Genomic DNA, 20555 nt, shown 5'->3' with positions numbered 1-20555 from the left:
TCTATGCCCCTACCTTCCCGTCTCTTGTGGCTCATCGCTGCCACTGGAGTGCTGCTGTCTGGCTGTGGCGACCATAGCGCTGAACATGCCTGGGGACAGTATCATCAGCAATTGGCCGCTGCGCTGGATACGTCGCCGCCAGCGCCATCCGAACCGCGCAACATTGACGCCTTCCCTGAACGCCAGCAGCGCTTGATCGAGGTATCAGAAACCCGCGATGGAATGCTCAACATCTATGCGTTGCGCGAGTGCCAAATCACCTCCTTGATTGCTGCCCGTAACAATCAGCTGGGCCGCGTAGCACCTCCTAGCCAACACTGGCTGTACGAACGCGCCCTTTGGCAGCGTCTGGACGCCTGTTGGAATAGCGACATCCCCGATAGCCTGAGCGACGACGACAAAGCGCGCTTGGCGCAGTTGAACGAGCTGAAAACCGAGCAGCTACCCGCCGTCAGTTGGAACGCGATTTTTGATTCTGAAGAGTGGGTAAAGAGTTTTTCAAGGGCCAGCAGCCCCTTGCCTCCGCAGGCAAGCCTCGATATCAGCGAGCAGCAAGCGGCCCTCAGCTACCTGCAACGAATGGTCGATCAGCAGTTCAGTCAGACATGGGAGCAGGACTCTTCAACGCTAGAAAATCACTTGAAAGCCCTTCAAGAGAGACCGTTGAGCGCCGAGATGCTGCGCTCGCTACTGCTCGCCGAACAGCGACTGAGCGAAGCCAACCACATGCTCGCGGCAGCGGCTGACGACGAGATCTGCCTTTCGTTGGAAACGCCTGTTTGGATCGAGACGTTGGCAGAACACGCCCAACAGTGGCTCGTCAGCGTGAACCAGCTGATCGAGGCTCATCCCGTCACCCCTCCTGATGCGGTTGCCGCGTATCAACAAAATTGGCTCTCTTTACACCGCCCGGAAGCTCCGTGGCAGCAGTTTCAAACCGCATGGGACATGCATACCGCGTTAAAAAGCGCCTTTTCCCCCTGCGTGTCGGATTAAAAATGACGTTTACGCTTAACCTCGCGGTCAAGCTGTGCTATTGGTGAAGTGTGCGGCAGGCGGTTACCGCTGTCTGCCAACGTCGTGACCACGCAGTACAAGGAGGGACACCATGGGCGCACCCCTGTCAACTCGCTCTGCCCAGGTCATCGACCTGGAAACCGTGCGTCAGCGTCAGCAGGCGCGCAAGTGTTTAGTTCGTTTAGCTCCAGAGCTAGATGGATTGGAGATGGTCTACCAGCTCGCTGCGAGTCCCGACACCTACTACGGCCTGCCGATTCTTGCTTGGGGGCTGAGGGAAGATGGCAACGTGGTAGGACTCGTCCCATGGATGGAGTCGCTCGTCGCGTGCCATGAGCTGGATAGCCATGAGAGCGGCGTTTTTATCGGTTATCGTGACCCTGAAACAGACGAAATCTTCGACCTCCCTCCCGATCACAAATACGACGAGCTGACTGCGGCAGCTAGCTACTTCGAGTATGAGTCGTCGGGCGATATCACGCTCATTCAGCAGCTTCCCGATACTCTAGGGACTCACGCCCTCTGCATGAACCACCCCAATGCACCTTGGCACATGAAACCCGTGTACGGATGGCGTTTATATAGCGACGGTAACATCGAAGCGGTGCTGGCAGACGAGCAAAAAGCCACCATGACGCCGATCCTACTCGGCGATGCATGCCTTTACGATGCGCACTCACAACACCAAACCGTCTACTTCTTCCAGCGCCATATCGCTAACCGTATTCTGGAAGAGGACCCCGCCACGTTAGAGGCACTTGCCATGATGGTCGTGCCCAGTAGTGACAGTCCATAACCCTTCTCCGCAAGGCGTTCACCCTTTAGTCGGTAAACGCCTTGTCTCGCTCTACAGGGTCATGCCAAGCGGATAAAGTAGACGTACTGATCGTCCCCACTTTCTTGATGCAACAGTTCGTGGCCGAGAAATTGGCAAAACTTTGGCACATCGCGAGTCGTGGCAGGATCGGTCGCCACGACTTTCAAAATTTGGCCCGAGGCCATATCACGCACTTTGTTATGCATCAGCATGATCGGTTCCGGGCAGTAAAGTCCGGTAGTGTCCAATGCAGTATCGAACGCGGCGGGATCATTCGTAGTATCAGTCATCGACTCTCTCGGTTAGGAAACAGACCTATGATAAAAATCATCATTGAACGACGCATCATGCCCGGTTTGGAAGAGGAATATGAACACGCAGCACGCGAGGCGATGCGTGTCTCCTTGGGCGTCCGGGGCTTCGTTGGTGGTGAAACCTTGGTGGAGCTTGGCCACACCGACCGCCGTCTGATGATTACCAAATGGCGCGACCTGCGTGCCTGGAAAGAGTGGCACGCCAGCGAAGAGCGCGCCATGGCGATGCAGCGTATTTTACCGCTACTCACTGAAGATGAAACCATCCGACTCTATGAGCCGGGGTACTAACCCGTCGTCCCCCACGTCAGTGAGCTAGCCTGACGTGTACCGTCACCTCTTCGCGGTCGTGGTAGAGGTGGCGGCATCGAATCGTGGCGCTGACACCCGAGGCTGCTAACGCCTCTTCCAGCGTTGCCAGGCAGCGAGTCACCTCGTCCCAACGCTTCTTCATCGGCAGCTTGAGGTTGAAGATCGCCTCGCGGCACCACTTGCGCGTTAACCAACGCTCTACCATGGCCAAAACGCGCACCGGCTTATCGACGATGTCACACACCAGCCAATCCAACCGCTGCGGCGGTTCCCAGGTAAAGCCGTCCTCGCGTAGATGATCGATCTGGCCAGTGGCCATGAGCTGCTTGTCCATTGGGCCATTATCGATGGCATAGACATACATACCGCGCTGTACCAGTTGCCATGTCCAGCCGCCCGGAGCTGCCCCCAAATCTGCCGCCTGCATGTGTGCGGCTAAACGCTCTTCCCACTCGTCGCGAGGGATGAACTCGTGCCAAGCCTCCTCTAACTTCAATGTCGAACGACTGGGCGCACGAGAAGGAAAGCGCAGCCGACGAATGCCATTGATTAACTCGCTGCGGTTATCGGGAAAACTCATCCCTAACTGAACCCGGTCACCATCCGTCCAAAACACGTGCAAGCGACGCCCACCCGCCTTGCCACGCAGTGCGCCTCTTTTCTTCAGCATGCTCTGTAGGGGCTTGGTCAACGCCTTGATCAAGCCCGCTAAGGCTTTCCCTTCGTTCGTATCCGGCGTTTCATGCCAGATCTCTTCGAAACTCCAACGGCTTGCTTTGATCTGTTCGAGAATGGCCGTGAGGCGGTCATCCCGAGATAGCGTCAACGCAGGCAGTGCCGCTAAACTTTGTCTGGCGAATATGAGTCGCTTGAAGGCAGCCTGACGATGTAAATCGTTAATGGCTTCTCCGTCTTGGCGCGTGACACTTACCCAGCCTTCACCCCGCACCGGTTCACAGGGCACGCCCAGCTGCTGCGCATGGTGCTGCATTTCAGCCAACGCATCGTTTTCAAACCCGGGCCGGCAGTAAACAAGCCATGACATGGGTACCGTATCACTCACCTTTCACCTCAACATAATCTGCAACCCATAAACGCGATATCACATACTTGCTCACGCGGCGGCCTGCATCATAGCACTTTGCGCGAGTCACTCTAAGCGCGTCGTCTTTTCATTAGAAGTGTCGTACACTATTCGGACGGTATCTCGAGTCCTTCCTTCATGGAGGGGCTTTTTTTATGCCGGACAGCACCATTTGACTAACAGCGCGCGCCGTCTCGTCCGGCCGCGTTTGCCAAGGAGAGCATCATGGGGCAGCGTCCTCCCCTTTTGATCAATCGGCTCGACGCAGATCGTCTGCAGCGCTTGATCGATAACGCCACCGACAAGGATCAAATGGTGGCTGAGCTTTTACAAGAGGAGCTCAGTCGCGGAGAAGTGGTCGATCCTGAAGAAATTCCCGATAACGTCGTCAGTATGAACAGTCAAATTCAGTTCACTGACCTCACTCGCAATCAACAGATGGTGCGTACGCTGGTGTATCCGCACTCGCTCGGCACGACGAAAGACGCCATTTCGATCATGGCGCCCATTGGTGCCAGCCTGCTAGGGCTTAAAGTAGGCGACACCATCGACTGGCCTCTACCCAACCAGCAAAACGCACATTTACGAGTAGACGCGATTCTCTGGCAACCTGAACGCGAAAAGCAGTACCACCGCTAATTCGTACCGCGCTTCCTAAGCCGCTTCTGTTCTGATAAGCGGCTTTTTCGTTTCCCTCCCGCGTTTTCCAGAGACCACACAACCCAAAAGCCCCGAGCACAGGGTGCCCGGGGCTGGTCATGGCGCGCTTTCGAGCGCGCAACAAAGAACCCAGCCGTTTGGCTGGGTTCTTTGCGGTATAAGTGCCTGACGATGACCTACTCTCGCATGGGGAGACCCCACACTACCATCGGCGCTAAGCGGTTTCACTTCTGAGTTCGGCAAGGGATCAGGTGGTTCACGCGTGCTATGGTCGTCAGGCGTAACAGGTAATGCATATCATGCTGAGTGTTGTGTGATCGTCTCTTGTCCGTCAGCGCCTTGGCTGGCGGATGCGTATCCGGTTTTCTGAGTGCGTTTACACTCGATCGTTATCACTGCGACCAGACCCCTTGGGTGTTATAGGGTCAAGCCTCACGGGCCATTAGTACACGTTAGCTCAACGCCTTGCAGCGCTTCCACACCGTGCCTATCAACCAGCTGGTCTCGCTGGGCCCTTTAGGAGGCTCTAGGCCTCAGGGATGTCTCATCTTGAAGGGGGCTTCCCGCTTAGATGCTTTCAGCGGTTATCCCGTCCGACCATAGCTACCCGGCAATGCCACTGGCGTGACAACCGGAACACCAGAGGGTCGTCCACTCCGGTCCTCTCGTACTAGGAGCAGCTCTTCTCAAACATCCAACGCCCACGGCAGATAGGGACCGAACTGTCTCACGACGTTCTAAACCCAGCTCGCGTACCACTTTAAATGGCGAACAGCCATACCCTTGGGACCGACTTCAGCCCCAGGATGTGATGAGCCGACATCGAGGTGCCAAACACCGCCGTCGATGTGAACTCTTGGGCGGTATCAGCCTGTTATCCCCGGAGTACCTTTTATCCGTTGAGCGATGGCCCTTCCATACAGAACCACCGGATCACTAGAACCTGCTTTCGCACCTGCTCGACGTGTCTGTCTCGCAGTCAAGCACCCTTATGCTCTTGCACTCATTGCACGATGTCCGACCGTGCTGAGGGTACCTTCGTGCTCCTCCGTTACGCTTTGGGAGGAGACCGCCCCAGTCAAACTACCCACCACACACTGTCCTCGATCCGGATAACGGACCTGAGTGAGAACGCCAATGATGCCAGGCTGGTATTTCAAGGTTGGCTCCACCCGAACTGGCGTCCGGGTTTCAAAGCCTCCCAGCTATCCTACACAGGCAACATCAGCGTCCAGTGTGAAGCTATAGTAAAGGTTCACGGGGTCTTTCCGTCTAGCCGCGGGTACACCGCATCTTCACGGCGATTTCAATTTCACTGAGTCTCGGGTGGAGACAGCGTGGCCATCATTACGCCATTCGTGCAGGTCGGAACTTACCCGACAAGGAATTTCGCTACCTTAGGACCGTTATAGTTACGGCCGCCGTTTACCGGGGCTTCGATCAAGAGCTTCGGCCGAGGCCTAACACCATCACTTAACCTTCCGGCACCGGGCAGGCGTCACACCCTATACGTCCGCTTGCGCGTTAGCAGAGTGCTGTGTTTTTACTAAACAGTTGCAGCCACCTGGTATCTTCGACCGGTTCGGGCTCGGGGAGCAAGTCCCATTACCCTACGCCGGCGTGCCTTCTCCCGAAGTTACGGCACCATTTTGCCTAGTTCCTTCACCCGAGTTCTCTCAAGCGCCTTGGGATTCTCACCCTGACCACCTGTGTCGGTTTGGGGTACGGTCGCACATGATCTGAAGCTTAGAGGCTTTTCCTGGAAGCGTGGCATCAATGACTTCCGGACCGTGGTCCGTTCGTTTCGTGTCTCGGCCTTAGCGTCCCGGATTTACCTAAGACACCAGCCTACTCACTTTCACCAGGACAACCAACGCCTGGCTCACCTAGCCTTCTCCGTCCCCCCATCGCAATCATGTCCGGTACGGGAATATTGACCCGTTTCCCATCGACTACGCCTTTCGGCCTCGCCTTAGGGGCCGACTCACTCTGCTCCGATTAGCGTCGAACAGAAACCCTTGGTCTTCCGGCGAGGGAGTTTTTCACTCCCTTTATCGTTACTCATGTCAGCATTCGCACTCGTGATACCTCCAGCATGCTTCTCAACACACCTTCATTGGCTTACACGACGCTCCTCTACCGCTCATCCAGAGGATGAACCCGTAGCTTCGGTACCTGGTTTAGCCCCGTTACATCTTCCGCGCAGGCCGACTCGACTAGTGAGCTATTACGCTTTCTTTAAAGGATGGCTGCTTCTAAGCCAACCTCCTAGCTGTCTGAGCCTTCCCACATCGTTTCCCACTTAACCAGGATTTGGGGACCTTAGCTGACGGTCTGGGTTGTTTCCCTTTTCACGACGGACGTTAGCACCCGCCGTGTGTCTCCCACGCTGGCACTCACCGGTATTCGGAGTTTGCCTCGGGTTGGTAAGTCGGGATGACCCCCTAGCCGAAACAGTGCTCTACCCCCGGCGGTGATACGTGAGGCGCTACCTAAATAGCTTTCGAGGAGAACCAGCTATCTCCGAGCTTGATTAGCCTTTCACTCCGATCCACAAGTCATCCAAATCTTTTTCAACAGATCCTGGTTCGGGCCTCCAATTGATGTTACTCAATCTTCACCCTGCTCATGGATAGATCGCTCGGTTTCGGGTCTATATCCAGCGACTGTGTCGCCCAGTTAAGACTCGGTTTCCCTACGGCTCCCCTATACGGTTAACCTCGCCACTGAATATAAGTCGCTGACCCATTATACAAAAGGTACGCAGTCACGGAACAAGTCCGCTCCTACTGCTTGTACGCACACGGTTTCAGGATCTATTTCACTCCCCTCTCCGGGGTTCTTTTCGCCTTTCCCTCACGGTACTGGTTCACTATCGGTCAGCCAGGAGTATTTAGCCTTGGAGGATGGTCCCCCCGTCTTCAGTCAAGGTTTCTCGTGCCCCGACCTACTCGATTTCACATGATCAGATTTTCGGCTACGGGGCTATCACCCACTATGGCCACGCTTCCCAGCGTATTCGCCTAATCAGTCACATGCTTAAGGGCTGGTCCCCGTTCGCTCGCCGCTACTAGGGGAATCTCGGTTGATTTCTTTTCCTCAGGGTACTTAGATGTTTCAGTTCCCCTGGTTCGCCTCCTACGCCTATGTATTCAGCGTAGGATACTCAGCTTATGCTGAGTGGGTTTCCCCATTCAGAGATGTCCGGGTCACAGGTCGTTTGCCACCTCACCGAACCTTATCGCAGGCTACCACGTCTTTCATCGCCTCTGGCTGCCTAGGCATCCACCGTGTGCGCTTCATTGCTTGACCCTATAACCCGAAGGGGTCTGGTATCTCGCAATGATAACGATTGCCGGATACGCTTGAGACGTATCACTTAACAATTACGTATGAACGTTTCAACAAACGTTCATGTCAGCATGATATACATTGTTAAAGAGCGACTGCTATGCGCAGTGATAAGCGGATGCTTTTTTCACTTTAAAAGGAAAAGAAAGACCTTTTCTTTTTTTTAACGTAAAAACAGCGCTTATCACTGCGTAACAACAGCATTCTGATCAGGTAATTCATTGTGAGCGCTTACCGCGAGGGGAAGACATCGTTTAAGGAGGTGATCCAGCCGCAGGTTCCCCTACGGCTACCTTGTTACGACTTCACCCCAGTCATGAACCACACCGTGGTGATCGCCCTCTTGCGTTAGGCTAACCACTTCTGGTGCAGTCCACTCCCATGGTGTGACGGGCGGTGTGTACAAGGCCCGGGAACGTATTCACCGTAGCATTCTGATCTACGATTACTAGCGATTCCGACTTCACGGAGTCGAGTTGCAGACTCCGATCCGGACTGAGATCGGCTTTTCGGGATTGGCTGACTCTCGCGAGCTCGCAACCCTTTGTACCGACCATTGTAGCACGTGTGTAGCCCTACTCGTAAGGGCCATGATGACTTGACGTCGTCCCCACCTTCCTCCGGTTTGTCACCGGCAGTCTCCTTAGAGTTCCCGCCATTACGCGCTGGCAAATAAGGACAAGGGTTGCGCTCGTTACGGGACTTAACCCAACATTTCACAACACGAGCTGACGACAGCCATGCAGCACCTGTCTCTGCGTTCCCGAAGGCACTAAGGTATCTCTACCGAATTCGCAGGATGTCAAGAGTAGGTAAGGTTCTTCGCGTTGCATCGAATTAAACCACATGCTCCACCGCTTGTGCGGGCCCCCGTCAATTCATTTGAGTTTTAACCTTGCGGCCGTACTCCCCAGGCGGTCGACTTATCGCGTTAACTTCGCCACAAAGTGCGCTAGGCACCCAACGGCTGGTCGACATCGTTTACGGCGTGGACTACCAGGGTATCTAATCCTGTTTGCTACCCACGCTTTCGCACCTCAGTGTCAGTGTCAGTCCAGAAGGCCGCCTTCGCCACTGGTATTCCTCCCGATCTCTACGCATTTCACCGCTACACCGGGAATTCTACCTTCCTCTCCTGCACTCTAGCTTGACAGTTCCGGATGCCGTTCCCAGGTTGAGCCCGGGGCTTTCACAACCGGCTTATCAAGCCACCTACGCGCGCTTTACGCCCAGTAATTCCGATTAACGCTTGCACCCTCCGTATTACCGCGGCTGCTGGCACGGAGTTAGCCGGTGCTTCTTCTGCGAGTGATGTCTTTCCTAGCGGGTATTAACCGCTAGGCGTTCTTCCTCGCTGAAAGTGCTTTACAACCCGAGGGCCTTCTTCACACACGCGGCATGGCTGGATCAGGGTTGCCCCCATTGTCCAATATTCCCCACTGCTGCCTCCCGTAGGAGTTCGGGCCGTGTCTCAGTCCCGATGTGGCTGATCATCCTCTCAGACCAGCTACGGATCGTTGCCTTGGTGAGCCTTTACCTCACCAACTAGCTAATCCGACATAGGCTCATCCGATAGCGGGAGCCGAAGCCCCCTTTCTCCCGTAGGACGTATGCGGTATTAGCCTGGGTTTCCCCAGGTTATCCCCCACTATCGGGCAGATTCCTATGCATTACTCACCCGTCCGCCGCTCGTCAGCATCCAGCAAGCTGGATCTGTTACCGCTCGACTTGCATGTGTTAGGCCTGCCGCCAGCGTTCAATCTGAGCCATGATCAAACTCTTCAGTTTAAGATCAATGCGGTTCTTGCCTGTGACCGAGGCCACAGAAGCGAACCAAACTTGGCTCAAGGGTCAAACGAATTCATTCATTAGGCCGAAGCCTATTTGACGAGTCGCTTGCCTTGATAATAGGTGATGATTCACCCTCATCGGCAAGCGCCCACATGAATTACCTGATCAAATTGTTAAAGAGCTGTTTCGCTGCGCCGGCTCGATGACCTGAACCGTGTTGCCTCAGCGAGGAAGGCGTATTCTACGCATTCCGTGGTGTTTTGTCAACCGCTGTTTTCAGCGAGCGAAGCGAGCGATCCAATCAATAACGAGACGGCTCTAACTTCCTGACAAACCAGAGGTTTTTAACCTCATCCACCGCTGGTAACGCTTGGCGTCCCCGGCAGCGGATGCGTACTTTACGGATTCGAAGCCGGGTTGGCAAGAGGGTTTTGTAAAAAAAGCGGCAGACGATGCCAAAAGCAAGTCTGCCGCAAACCACCGATCAGTACCCTGACCAGAGAGTGCCTGGTAAACGCCTAGGCTTAAATCTCGAAGCCCAGGCCAAAATCGTCGCTTGAGATGGCCATCAAGCTGCCCGCCCCTGCTTGAATCATGGCAGCGTGCGCTTTAGTGCGCGGTAACAAGCGCTGGTAATAGAACCGCGCGGTATTCAGCTTTGCCTGATAGAAAGCAGCATCATCGCCGTCTTGGGAGGCGGCGGCCTGCTTGGCCGCACGTGCGAACAGGTAAGCAACCGTCACGTAGCCTGAGTACATCAAGTAATCGACGCTGGCAGCTCCTACCTCTTCACGGTCCTGCATCGCTTTCATACCGATACCCATGGTGAGCTCGCCCCACTCGGCGTTCAGCTTAGCCAGCGGCTCAATAAACTCTTTCAATGCGGAGTTATCCGCTTCTGCTTTGCAGAACTTGTGAATCTCTTTGGTGAATACTTTCAGCGACTCACCTTGACTCATCAGCACTTTGCGCCCCAGCAGATCAAGCGCTTGAATACCGGTCGTACCTTCATAGAGGCGTGTGATGCGCGCATCGCGCACCAGTTGCTCCATGCCCCACTCTTTAATAAAGCCGTGGCCACCAAAAACCTGCACGCCTTCATTGGTACACTCGAAGCCCACTTCCGTCAGGAAAGCTTTAACGATGGGTGTTAATAGACCGAGCAGCGTCTCCGCTCGCTCTTTCTCTGCCCCCGACGCACCGTGCTCAACAATATCCAGCATTTGAGCGGTGTACAGCACCAGCATGCGGCCGCCTTCGGCAAAGGCTTTTTGAGTGAGCAACATACGGCGTACATCAGGATGCACGATGATGGGATCAGCAACTTTGTCGGGCGCTTGGACACCCGACAGCCCGCGCATCTGTAAGCGGTCACGGGCATAACTTAGCGAGTTTTGGAAGCTAGCCTCCATCAACCCTAAGCCTTGGATACCCACGCCTAGGCGAGCAGCGTTCATCATGGTGAACATGCAGGCCAGGCCTTTGTTGGGCGCGCCCACTAGGTAACCCGTTGCGCCGTCAAAGTTCATAACGCAGGTGGCATTACCATGGATACCCATTTTGTGCTCAAGCGAACCACAGCTGACGCCATTGCGCTCGCCTGGATTACCCGCAGCGTCCGGCAGAAACTTGGGCACCACGAATAGCGAAATACCTTTAGAGCCTTCAGGGGCATCCGGCAGCTTGGCCAGCACGAGATGCACAATGTTCTCAGCAAGATTGTGCTCACCGGCTGAGATGAAAATCTTGGTGCCCGTAATTTGGTAAGCATCACCTTCAGCGGGCACCGCACGAGTCTTAATTAAACCAAGGTCAGTACCGCAGTGTGGCTCCGTCAAGCACATAGTGCCCGTCCAAACACCCTCTACCAGCTTGGTGAGGTATGTCGCCTTCTGCTCGTCGGTACCGTGATGACGCAGCGCATCCGCCGCGCCGTGTGACAGGCCCGGGTACATTCCCCACGCTAGGTTGGTGGCGCAGATCATTTCGGAAAGCATCATCGCCAGCGAATGAGGAAGGCCCTGACCACCCTGTTCAGGATCTGCCGCCAAGCTCGGCCAGCCGCCTTCAACATACTGCTGATAGGCTTCTTTAAACCCTTTGGGCGCTTTGACCTCTCCGCCCTCCAGCAAACACCCCTCTTCATCCCCACTCTGATTGAGTGGCAGCAACACTTCGCGAGCAAAGCGCGCGCCCTCTTCCAAAATCGCCCCTACGACATCAGGAGACGCTTCATCACCATGGGGAAGCGCCGCGTAGTGGCTTGGGTAATCAAACATTTCGTCCATCACGAAACGCATGTCGCGCAGAGGGGCTTGATAGCTGGGCATGTCACTTCTCCTAAACAGGGGGCTGAAAGGGGTGGGCTTCACCAACGCCTTTCAAACACATGTTTGAAAATTAGCGCGCACGCTCGACACAGTCAAGCAGTCGTTTGAATTAAACCTCCAAAGGCGCTACTACTTTGGTAGCCACTTATATAAACCCTTGTTCTTAAATACAAAAAAGCCTGCTCAAAACCTCGAGCAGGCTAACCAGAAAGACTTACTTGAAAGCTGTTATTGCATTCGGATACCGCCGTCCAAACGAATTACCTCTCCATTAAGCATGGGGTTGGTAATGATCTGCTCTGCTAGCCGTGCAAACTCCTCAGGCTTACCCAAACGCTTGGGGAAAGGCACGGCAGCAGCTAACGCCTGTGCAGCCTCGTCAGGGATTTCACTCATCATCGGCGTTTCAAATACCCCAGGCGCAATGGCCATGACGCGAATGGCATGTCGGGACAGTTCTCTCGCCGCTGGCAGGCTCATTCCCACGACCCCCGCCTTAGAGGCGCTGTAGGCACACTGCCCCACCTGCCCATCGAACGCCGCAATAGACGCTGTGTTGATAATCACACCACGCTCACCGCTATCACCCGGCGGGTTTTTAGCCATCGCAGCGGCCGCGAGCCGCATCACATTAAAAGTGCCGACTAAGTTGATATGGACCGTGCGCGCATAGCTATCAAGATCGGCGGGGTTGCCTTCTCGATCCACTAGCTTGGCGACGCTCACCACACCCGCACAGTGAACCACGCCAGAAAGCCCGCTTTCGCCACCCAACGCCACCGCCCTATCTATCGCCTGCTGCATATCGGTGGCAGAGGTAATATCAGCGACACAGGCTTTGGCCTGAACACCCAGCTGTTCTGCTAAATTCGACACGCGATCACTCATATCGCACAGCAGCACATTGGCGCCAGCGCTTACCAGCCGTTCTGCCGTGGCCGCACCAAGACCTGAGGCAGCCCCGGTGATCAAAAACGTACGATCCTTTACCTGCATGGCACATGTCCTATGAATTATGAGTGATGACGTACTTGCTCTGCCGCTTGAGCACGTAACTTAAAGCGCTGAATCTTGCCGCTGGGTGTTTTAGGTAGCTCATCGACAAACTCAATCACCCTAGGGAAAGCGTGAGTAGAGAGCCGTTCGCGCACCTGCTGGCGAATTTCTTCGGCCAGGGCATCACTCGGCTCGTAACCATCGCGCAGTACGATATAGGATTTGATCACTTCGCCACGAATCTCGTCTGGCTGCCCCACCGCCGCAGATTCCGCCACCGCTGGATGTGTCATCACGCTATTTTCAACGTCTGTCGGGCCTACCCGATACCCTGCAGTCGTGATGATGTCATCGTCACGGCCTGCAAACTGGAACGAACCATCCTCATTACGAATCACCACATCGCCGGTCAGGTAGTAGCCATTAACGAAGGGGTCTTTCTCCTGCCAGGTATAGCCTTGGAAAAAGTGAGCGGGTGAGTTCTTGATATCCACCGCCAGCACACCGGGCTCACCGGGTGGCAGCTCATTGTATTCCGCATCGAGAATGGCCAGACGGTAGCCCGGCATAGGAACGCCCATGGCCCCCACATGCTTAGGGTGCTCGAGAGAGTGGTGGTTATTACAGGTCATTCCGGTTTCCGTTTGGCCATAATGATCCATGACCGGGCAACCCAAGGATTTTTCGACCCAGGTGACGACCTCGGTGTTGAGCGGCTCCCCTGCAGAGCTGGCTGCTCGCAGCGTCAACGTTTGATGAGCGTCGTCAAACAGGCCTGACGCTTTCATCAATCGGTAAGCCGTAGGTGCCGCCGCGAAGTTGGTAATGCGATGACGTGTCATAAAGGCCAACGCGCCCTCAGCACTAAAACCAGCCTCGCAAAAGTGCGTGGTAACGCCCAAGAGCATTGGCCCTGCAATAGCGTAATAGAGACCGTAGGCCCAGCCTGGATCTGCCATGTTCCAGAACCGGTCATCCTCACGCAGATCGACCGCCAACTCCATATAGAGCGCAAATGCGGTCATACCCGACAGCGGCACGGCGACACCTTTGGGCTTTCCCACCGTGCCCGAAGTAAACATCTGTAGAAACGGTTTATCCGGCGACAATCTAGGCGGCCTGTCGCTCATTGACGTATACGTCAACGCAGCCTGCCAGTCGTGGTCATTGGGGTGCTCTCGGGTTGCGCCGCCCACCGCCAATACTGGTGGGCACTGGCTCAAACCATCGAATTTATAGCGATTTACGCGATCGGTAATCACCAGCTTGGTGTCTGCTCGGCTAAGCCGATAATCCACGGCGTCCGGCCCAAACGCAGTGAACAGCGGCTGGTAGACGGCCCCAATGCGCCAGGTTGCCAGCACGGTAATCAGCAAATTGACCGAACGGGGCAACATGCAGGCAATTCGATCGCCCTCACCCAGCCCTTGGTGTTGGAACCAGCCAGCTAATTGACCGCTCTGCTGATCCAGCTCGGCGTAGGTCAGCGAATGGATGACGCCCTGGGTATCTTCATGTACCAGTGCGATGACATCGCCCCGCCCTTGGCGGACATGTCGGCCACAGCAGGCCTCAAAGGCATTCAAATACCCATCTTGATGATCGTCTAGCTTGGCGACGACGCTATCCACCGAAAAGCTCTCTAGAAAAGTCGAATACGGGGGGAGTGACGTGGGGGTGGCTGTCATGACGGCTCTCTTGTGTTGTTGGTCGTGAGCACTCGGACAGGCAGGCTTCTTCATCGCATTGCTGTTATTGTGCGTTTACGTTAACGGAAACCTGCCGATAGACCAACGCTAAAAGCATTTACTCAAGAGCGCAAGCCACAAGCGATGCAATAAGGTTAGACGTTGGTCGATTGAGAAGAGGAGCCATCACGCCTTAGCGGGAGAGGATCATGGCCACTAACTCATCGGCAAGTTCATCGGGCGTACGCGGGCCGTTAGGGTCATACCAGCGGACGGTCCAGTTCAACGCGCCCAGAATGAAGCGAGAGACGAGAAAGCGGTCACCATGAATTAGCCCTGCCGCTAGGGCATCATCGATCACTTCGACCCATAGCCCCTCGTATGCATCACGCAGATGGCTCAGATGCGCGCTGGCAGCGGGGTCTAACCGTCGCCACTCGAACAGCGCCACCACGTGGGCGTTGCGATCGGTAAAGAGCGTTTCCAGGTGGGCTCTTGCCATGGCATGAAGCCGTGCCTCCGCATTGTTAGGGCAAGACTGCAGCGCGGCTTTTGCAATGCCAAGCGCATTTTGGGTGCCCTCCTCGATCACGGCCGCCAAAATTTCCTGCTTGTCTTTGAAGTGATGAAACAGGCTGCCGGATTTGATGCCCATTTCCTGGGCCAGCATGCGCACCGTGGTGCGATCAAAGCCCTCTTGGACGAATAGCTGAGCTGCTAAGCGCGTCAATTCCTTGCGGCGAGGAGATGCATTCATTACATTCATGTCATTTACACTAGCGCTTGCTTGGTTACGTAGGAGAAGACCACAGCCCCGCGAACGGGTCAACGCATCGCTAAACACTCAGCCCGATAATCACAAAAAATCTATCAGGAGATAGACAATGAGTAGCGCTACCGACGTCGTCTTTTTATCCGCCGCTCGCACCCCGATGGGCGGCATGATGGGCAGCCTTTCCAGTATGAGCGCCCCTGAACTTGCCGCCGTGGCGATCCGCGCTGCCATCGAGCGCGCAGGTATCGATGCCGCCTCCATCGAAGAGGGCATCATGGGCTGCGTGCTGCCTGCTGGTGTCAAACAAGGCCCTGCCCGCCAGGCGATGCGCCAGGCAGGCATTCCAGATGCCAACGGTGCCACGACCATCAATAAGCTCTGTGGCTCGGGGATGAAAGCAGCCATGCTTGCGCATGATTTGATCAAAGCAGGCACCGGCGACATTCTGCTGGCAGGCGGCATGGAGTCGATGTCGAACGCTCCCCACGTGCTGACCAAAGCGCGCAGCGGCTACCGCCTGGGCCACGGCGAGCTGAAAGACCACATGTTCTTGGACGGTTTGGAAGACGCCGAAACGGGCAAGCTAATGGGCGTTTTTGCCCAAGAAGTAGCCACAGAAAGGGGCTATACGCGCGAGCGGCTGGATGATTTCGCCATTGCGTCCTTAGAGCGGGCGATGGCCGCCACCAACAACGGCGACTTGGACGCCGAAATGGCGCCAGTCACGGTGACGACGCGCCAGGGTGAGACGATCGTTTCCCACGATGAGCAACCCTTTCAAGCCAAGCTAGACAAGATACGGCAGCTGCGCCCTGCGTTTGCCAAAGATGGCACCATCACCGCAGCCAACGCTAGCTCCATCTCCGATGGCGCGTCGGCACTCATTTTGGCAAGCCATGCAGCCGCGCAGCGCCATGGCGTTAAACCATTGGCAAAAATGCTGGGGCATGCGACACACTCGCGCCACCCAAGCGAATTCACCATTGCGCCGGTGGGTGCCATCGATAAACTGATGAAAAAGCTGGGCTGGGGCGTCAACGATGTCGACTTGTTCGAAATCAATGAAGCCTTTGCCGTCGTGACGCTCATGGCCATGGACGACCTAGGCTTGCCCCATGACAAAGTGAACGTCTTTGGCGGTGCTTGCGCTCAAGGCCACCCGGTGGGCTCCACGGGATCGCGGATCATCGCTACGCTGATCCATGCTCTACGCGCCAAGGGAGGAAAACGCGGTATTGCCAGCCTCTGCATTGGCGGTGGAGAAGCCACCGCCGTTGCCGTTGAGCTGATGGATTAAACGCCCAACAGCTCGCCCATCGCGTGCCTTGGCTTTGCTTTATGCCAGGGCGCGCATATCGTCCTTATAGTCACGATCCTCCGATTCAGCGCTAGCCATGGCCTGCCAATCCAACTGCTCTAGAGGCTGCGACTCTTCCACCGACTCCTCGCCGGCCTCAGCACTGTCAATACCTTCGGCTATTTGGAACTGCCCTGCATATTCACGCATCTGCAGCGCTTCCTGTGTCAGCCCTTCGGCACTCTGCGCCGTTTGATTCACCAACCGCATCGTGTCTTGCGTCGTCGCATCGATCTGCGTGACCGCCACGTTGACCTCTTCGATACCGCGCCGCTGCTCCTCGGACGCTTTGGCCATTTGTGCCATCAAGTGCTCGACTTCGGTCGCCGCCTGCATGATGGCCCGCGTGTGCTCACCCGCCTGCTGAGACAGTTCACTCCCCTCTTCGACGCTCTTGCGGGATGCCTCGATGCGCGCACGAATATCGTGGGCGGCATCGGCACTGCGCGTGGCGAGCGCTCGCACTTCGCTGGCGACGACCGCAAAGCCGCGACCATGCTCACCGGCGCGAGCGGCCTCGACCGACGCGTTCAATGCCAAAATATTGGTTTGGAAAGCAATGCTTTCGATCACGGTAATGATGGTTTGGATTTCTTCGGAGTGCTGGTTGATCGACCGCATGGTGGCGATGAACTGGGAAATGACCTCATCTCCCTGCTGCGCCTTGTGAGACACGTCAGTGGTCGAGCGATTGACGTGGGCAGCACTTTCCGCATTCTGATTGACCGTGGCGGTGAGCTGTTCGAGGCTGGCGGCCATTTGTTGCAGTGCCGACACCTGAGAGTCGGTTTGGCCAGCCAGCTGCTGGCTTTGTGTCGCCATGGCTTGGCTATCGGTATAGACCTGCTGGCTACTGTTATTGAGCTGATTCACAGTCGTGGTCAGCGAGCGCTGCATATTCGCCAGCTCGGTAAAGAGCAGGCCAATTTCATTATTGGCGTGCGCTTCCACCGGAGAGGATAAATCACCTTTAGCAATACGTTTGAAGTGCTGAGTGATGACGCGCAGTGGACGCAGTACGTTACGACGCACGCCCCATACCACGACCCCCACCACCAGCAGTGCCAGGACGACGACTCCGATCACACCCATGAACAGCAACGATGAGACGTTTTCGAAGCGTTCGGACAGACCAGCACCGCGCGCTACCGAGTAGCCGTAGAAGGCTTCCGCCGTATTGACGAACTGTTGGCTACTGTCATCGACCCGCGACTCGCCAGATAAAAAGCCGCGCACGTCGCGCTCTTCCAGCATCATCATCTGCAGGTTGAGGTTGTTATTCACCAGGGATTGGAAATCGTTAGACAATTGCCCGACTAGATCCGGCAACTCCCCCTCTGGGAAGCTCGCCTCGAAAGCATCAAAGTGCGTGGACGCCGAAGCCAGCAGTCGTTCCGCTTCTTCCAGCAGCGGCTCGGGACGATCGAACGACGGCGTGCGAATCAACTCCGCCGCCCGATTCATCTGTACCCGGGCACGCAGTAGCTGCGTGTAAGCACTGTTCAGCTCACGCACCTGGGCCATGTCACGCTGCTGCATCGATGTAAACGCATCGCGCCCAAATTGGTTGGCAAACAGACCCAAGCCGCCGATGGCTAGCACCAAGCAGGTAAAGGTCACGAGTACCAGCGTCCAGCTTGCTTTGACGCTTAAGTTATTGATGAATTTCATGGTGCACTCCGTCGAGATAGGAATGATCAGCTTTTTTGTAGCGGTAGCCACAGCTGTAAACGGTGGCGGATCTCGAACAGCGCCTGCTCGTAAGCATCCAACTTACTCATCAGACGAGGGTCACGGATGTCCCAGAATAAAATCTCGTCAGCCTTTCCTTGCCACTCCCGGCACGCCTGCTGGGCTTTGTCACACAGTACGATCACCACGTCGAACGTGTCGTTCTCGAATTGATCCAGCGACTTACTGTGCAGCCCCTCTGTCGAAAGACCCTGTTTTTTCAAGGCTTCAAGGGTTAACGCATGGGGCTCATCAGGTTCCGAGCCCGCACTGAAGGATTCGAAGCGATCACCGGCCATATGGCGAAGTAGCACCTCCCCCATGAGAGAGCGCGCAGAGTTGGCATTGCAGAGAAAGAGCACGCGACGCTTCGACATAATTCAACAACCTCTTATTTAATTTTACATCGTCACCATACGCCCCGATGATGACGGAGATATTGCAACCCAGACAGGCGGCTAGAAATATACGAAAAAACATATATCATGAAAGCCACCTATCGATTGTCGACCAAGGAGCCCCCATGGCCCTGTTTGAGGAGTTACCCAATCTCGCCCGTGAGTGCTTTCAAACCCCTAGCCTCGAATCATTGGGGTTACCGCCCTCCTCGCTTCCCGCCCCCAGGGTGCTACTGCTATACGGCTCTCTTCGTGAGCGCTCGTTTAGCCGCTTAGCGGTCGAAGAAGCCGCCCGCCTGCTAAATGCCATGGGCGCTGAAACACACATTTTTAATCCGCGCGGCCTGCCTCTCCCAGATGCCGAGGATGCCAGCCACCCCAAGGTGGAAGAGCTACGCTCACTGGCGCAGTGGGCAGACGGGATGGTGTGGTGCTCGCCGGAGCGTCACGGAGCGATGACGGGCATCATGAAAGCCCAAATCGACTGGATTCCCCTAGCGCTTGGTGGCGTACGCCCTACCCAAGGCAAAACCCTGGCCGTGATGCAGGTCTGCGGTGGTTCACAATCTTTTAACACGGTGAACCAGCTGCGCATTTTGGGCCGCTGGATGCGCATGGTGACGATCCCCAATCAATCCTCCGTGCCCAAAGCCTTCATGGAGTTCGATGAGAACGACCGTATGAAGCCGTCGTCGTTTTACGACCGCATCGTGGATGTCATGGAAGAACTCGTGAAATTCACCTTACTAGTACGAGAGCGCAGCGAGCTGCTCACGGATCGATACTCAGAGCGTAAAGAGAGCGCCGAAGAACTCTCCAAGCGCGTTAACCAGCGGGCCATCTAATCAAGGAGCGAGCATGTCACATCAGGAGCAAGCAGCCCCCAGCAGTGCCGATATGGGGCTTTTCGAGCGCTACTTGTCGCTTTGGGTCGCCGCTGCAATTTTGGCGGGGATTGCGCTCGGACAGTGGGCACCGGCCATTCCCGAGGCATTGTCACGTTTTGAGTACGCACAGGTATCGATCCCGATTGCGGTACTGATCTGGGCGATGATTTTTCCGATGATGGCGCAAATTGACTTTAGCGCCATTGCTGGCGTTCGCCGTCAGCCGAAGGGGCTGGCCATCACCACCACGGTAAACTGGCTCATCAAACCCTTCACCATGTTTGCCCTGGCATGGCTGTTTTTCATGGTGATATTTAAACCTTGGATATCGGATGACCTAGCCAGCCAATACCTCGCGGGAGCCATCTTGCTGGGTGCGGCGCCCTGCACCGCGATGGTCTTCGTCTGGAGCTATCTGACCCGTGGCGACGCAGCCTACACGCTAGTGCAAGTGGCGCTCAATGACCTGATTATGCTGTTTGCCTTTGCGCCGATCGTGGTCTTGCTGCTGGGCATCTCTAATATTCAGGTACCCTGGGATACGGTCCTGCTGTCGGTAGTGCTCTACATCGTCATTCCTCTAGCGGCAGGCTACCTCACGCGGAAAACCCTTATCGCTAAGCGCGGTGCCCAGTGGTACGACAACGTCTTTATGAAGCGCATTGGCCCAGTCACGCCGATGGGTCTGATCATTACGCTGGTCCTGCTGTTCGCGTTTCAGGGCGATGTCATTCTCGTCAATCCGCTGCATATCGTACTGATCGCCGTTCCACTAATTCTGCAGACGTTTTTGATCTTCTTCGTTGCCTATGGCTGGGCAAAAGCGTGGCGCGTACCGCACCCTATTGCTGCACCTGGGGCGATGATTGGTGCCAGCAACTTTTTCGAGCTTGCCGTGGCTGCCGCCATCGCGCTGTTCGGCCTTCAGTCGGGCGCTGCGCTAGCTACGGTGGTGGGTGTACTGGTAGAAGTCCCGCTGATGCTGGCCCTGGTGCGCATTGCCAATAACACGCGCCAGCACTTCCCTACTCATGCTTAAGGAGCCTG

15 protein-coding genes and 3 rRNA genes are annotated in these 20555 nt (G+C 55.7%); 7 read left to right on the top strand and 11 right to left on the bottom strand.

Annotation, left to right across the window (positions count from 1 at the left end; all coding sequences use genetic code 11):
• Positions 1-3: 3 nt before the first annotated feature.
• Both CTT34_RS06845 and CTT34_RS06840 read left to right on the top strand, forming a co-directional pair.
• On the top strand, positions 4-996 hold the full coding sequence (locus CTT34_RS06845; protein WP_159341762.1) for a DUF3080 family protein: 993 nt from the start codon (positions 4-6) through the stop codon (positions 994-996).
• Between the two features lie 112 nt (positions 997-1108).
• Positions 1109-1813 carry a hypothetical protein gene (locus CTT34_RS06840; RefSeq protein WP_159341761.1) on the top strand — a complete coding sequence of 235 codons (705 nt, stop codon included), beginning with the start codon at positions 1109-1111 and terminating at the stop codon, positions 1811-1813.
• A 59-nt stretch (positions 1814-1872) separates the two neighbouring features.
• On the opposite strand, the gene tusA is transcribed toward CTT34_RS06840, so the two are convergent.
• Entirely contained in the window at positions 1873-2124 is a 252-nt protein-coding gene (gene tusA / locus CTT34_RS06835; protein WP_159341760.1) for a sulfurtransferase TusA, read from the bottom strand.
• A gap of 27 nt (positions 2125-2151) precedes the next feature.
• On the opposite strand from tusA, the gene CTT34_RS06830 reads away from it, so the two are divergent.
• Positions 2152-2439: an antibiotic biosynthesis monooxygenase family protein gene (locus tag CTT34_RS06830; protein ID WP_159341759.1), complete on the top strand. Its 288-nt coding sequence runs from the start codon at positions 2152-2154 to the stop codon at positions 2437-2439.
• 16 nt (positions 2440-2455) lie between these two features.
• Here the strand turns inward: CTT34_RS06830 and rlmM are convergent, their stop codons facing one another.
• Entirely contained in the window at positions 2456-3505 is a 1050-nt protein-coding gene (gene rlmM / locus CTT34_RS06825; RefSeq protein WP_167520873.1) for a 23S rRNA (cytidine(2498)-2'-O)-methyltransferase RlmM, read from the bottom strand.
• A 264-nt stretch (positions 3506-3769) separates the two neighbouring features.
• Between rlmM and rnk the strand changes: the two genes are divergently transcribed.
• Positions 3770-4183, top strand: a complete 414-nt coding sequence (gene rnk / locus CTT34_RS06820; RefSeq protein WP_159341757.1) for a nucleoside diphosphate kinase regulator — start codon at positions 3770-3772, stop codon at positions 4181-4183.
• 184 nt (positions 4184-4367) lie between these two features.
• On the opposite strand, the gene rrf is transcribed toward rnk, so the two are convergent.
• From rrf to CTT34_RS06785, 7 genes are all read right to left on the bottom strand, one after another.
• Positions 4368-4483, bottom strand: a 5S ribosomal RNA gene (gene rrf / locus CTT34_RS06815).
• A gap of 142 nt (positions 4484-4625) precedes the next feature.
• Positions 4626-7516 (bottom strand): 23S ribosomal RNA (locus tag CTT34_RS06810).
• A gap of 294 nt (positions 7517-7810) precedes the next feature.
• Positions 7811-9343 (bottom strand): 16S ribosomal RNA (locus CTT34_RS06805).
• The 16S, 23S and 5S rRNA genes sit together here, the layout of an rRNA operon.
• A gap of 527 nt (positions 9344-9870) precedes the next feature.
• Positions 9871-11676, bottom strand: a complete 1806-nt coding sequence (locus CTT34_RS06800; protein ID WP_159341756.1) for an acyl-CoA dehydrogenase C-terminal domain-containing protein — start codon at positions 11674-11676, stop codon at positions 9871-9873.
• A gap of 228 nt (positions 11677-11904) precedes the next feature.
• On the bottom strand, positions 11905-12672 hold the full coding sequence (locus tag CTT34_RS06795) for an SDR family NAD(P)-dependent oxidoreductase (protein WP_159341755.1): 768 nt from the start codon (positions 12670-12672) through the stop codon (positions 11905-11907).
• 17 nt (positions 12673-12689) lie between these two features.
• Positions 12690-14360, bottom strand: a complete 1671-nt coding sequence (locus tag CTT34_RS06790) for an AMP-binding protein (RefSeq protein WP_159341754.1) — start codon at positions 14358-14360, stop codon at positions 12690-12692.
• Between the two features lie 193 nt (positions 14361-14553).
• Positions 14554-15117, bottom strand: a complete 564-nt coding sequence (locus CTT34_RS06785) for a TetR/AcrR family transcriptional regulator (RefSeq protein WP_159341753.1) — start codon at positions 15115-15117, stop codon at positions 14554-14556.
• A gap of 127 nt (positions 15118-15244) precedes the next feature.
• On the opposite strand from CTT34_RS06785, the gene CTT34_RS06780 reads away from it, so the two are divergent.
• Positions 15245-16432 (top strand): acetyl-CoA C-acyltransferase, encoded by a 1188-nt coding sequence (locus CTT34_RS06780; RefSeq protein ID WP_159341752.1) that lies wholly within the window; start codon positions 15245-15247, stop codon positions 16430-16432.
• Between the two features lie 39 nt (positions 16433-16471).
• Here CTT34_RS06780 and CTT34_RS06775 read toward each other — a convergent pair whose 3' ends face one another.
• Together CTT34_RS06775 and CTT34_RS06770 are read right to left on the bottom strand one after the other, a co-directional pair.
• Positions 16472-18163: a methyl-accepting chemotaxis protein gene (locus tag CTT34_RS06775; protein WP_159341751.1), complete on the bottom strand. Its 1692-nt coding sequence runs from the start codon at positions 18161-18163 to the stop codon at positions 16472-16474.
• Between the two features lie 26 nt (positions 18164-18189).
• The gene (locus CTT34_RS06770) at positions 18190-18600 is read right to left on the bottom strand and encodes an arsenate reductase ArsC (protein ID WP_159341750.1); all 411 of its coding nucleotides are present in this window, start codon (positions 18598-18600) and stop codon (positions 18190-18192) included.
• 146 nt (positions 18601-18746) lie between these two features.
• Here CTT34_RS06770 and arsH point away from each other — a divergent pair, with 146 nt between their 5' ends.
• Both arsH and arsB read left to right on the top strand, forming a co-directional pair.
• Complete coding sequence (gene arsH / locus CTT34_RS06765; RefSeq protein ID WP_159341749.1) at positions 18747-19466, top strand: arsenical resistance protein ArsH; 720 nt, start codon at positions 18747-18749, stop codon at positions 19464-19466.
• Positions 19467-19479: 13 nt separating this feature from the next.
• Positions 19480-20547 carry an ACR3 family arsenite efflux transporter gene (gene arsB, locus CTT34_RS06760; RefSeq protein ID WP_159341748.1) on the top strand — a complete coding sequence of 356 codons (1068 nt, stop codon included), beginning with the start codon at positions 19480-19482 and terminating at the stop codon, positions 20545-20547.
• Positions 20548-20555: the final 8 nt, after the last annotated feature.

This window comes from Halomonas meridiana, from assembly GCF_009846525.1.
GTDB lineage: Bacteria > Pseudomonadota > Gammaproteobacteria > Pseudomonadales > Halomonadaceae > Vreelandella.
Note: the sequence above shows the minus strand (reverse complement) of the source record. Positions and strands in the feature narration are given on the sequence as shown.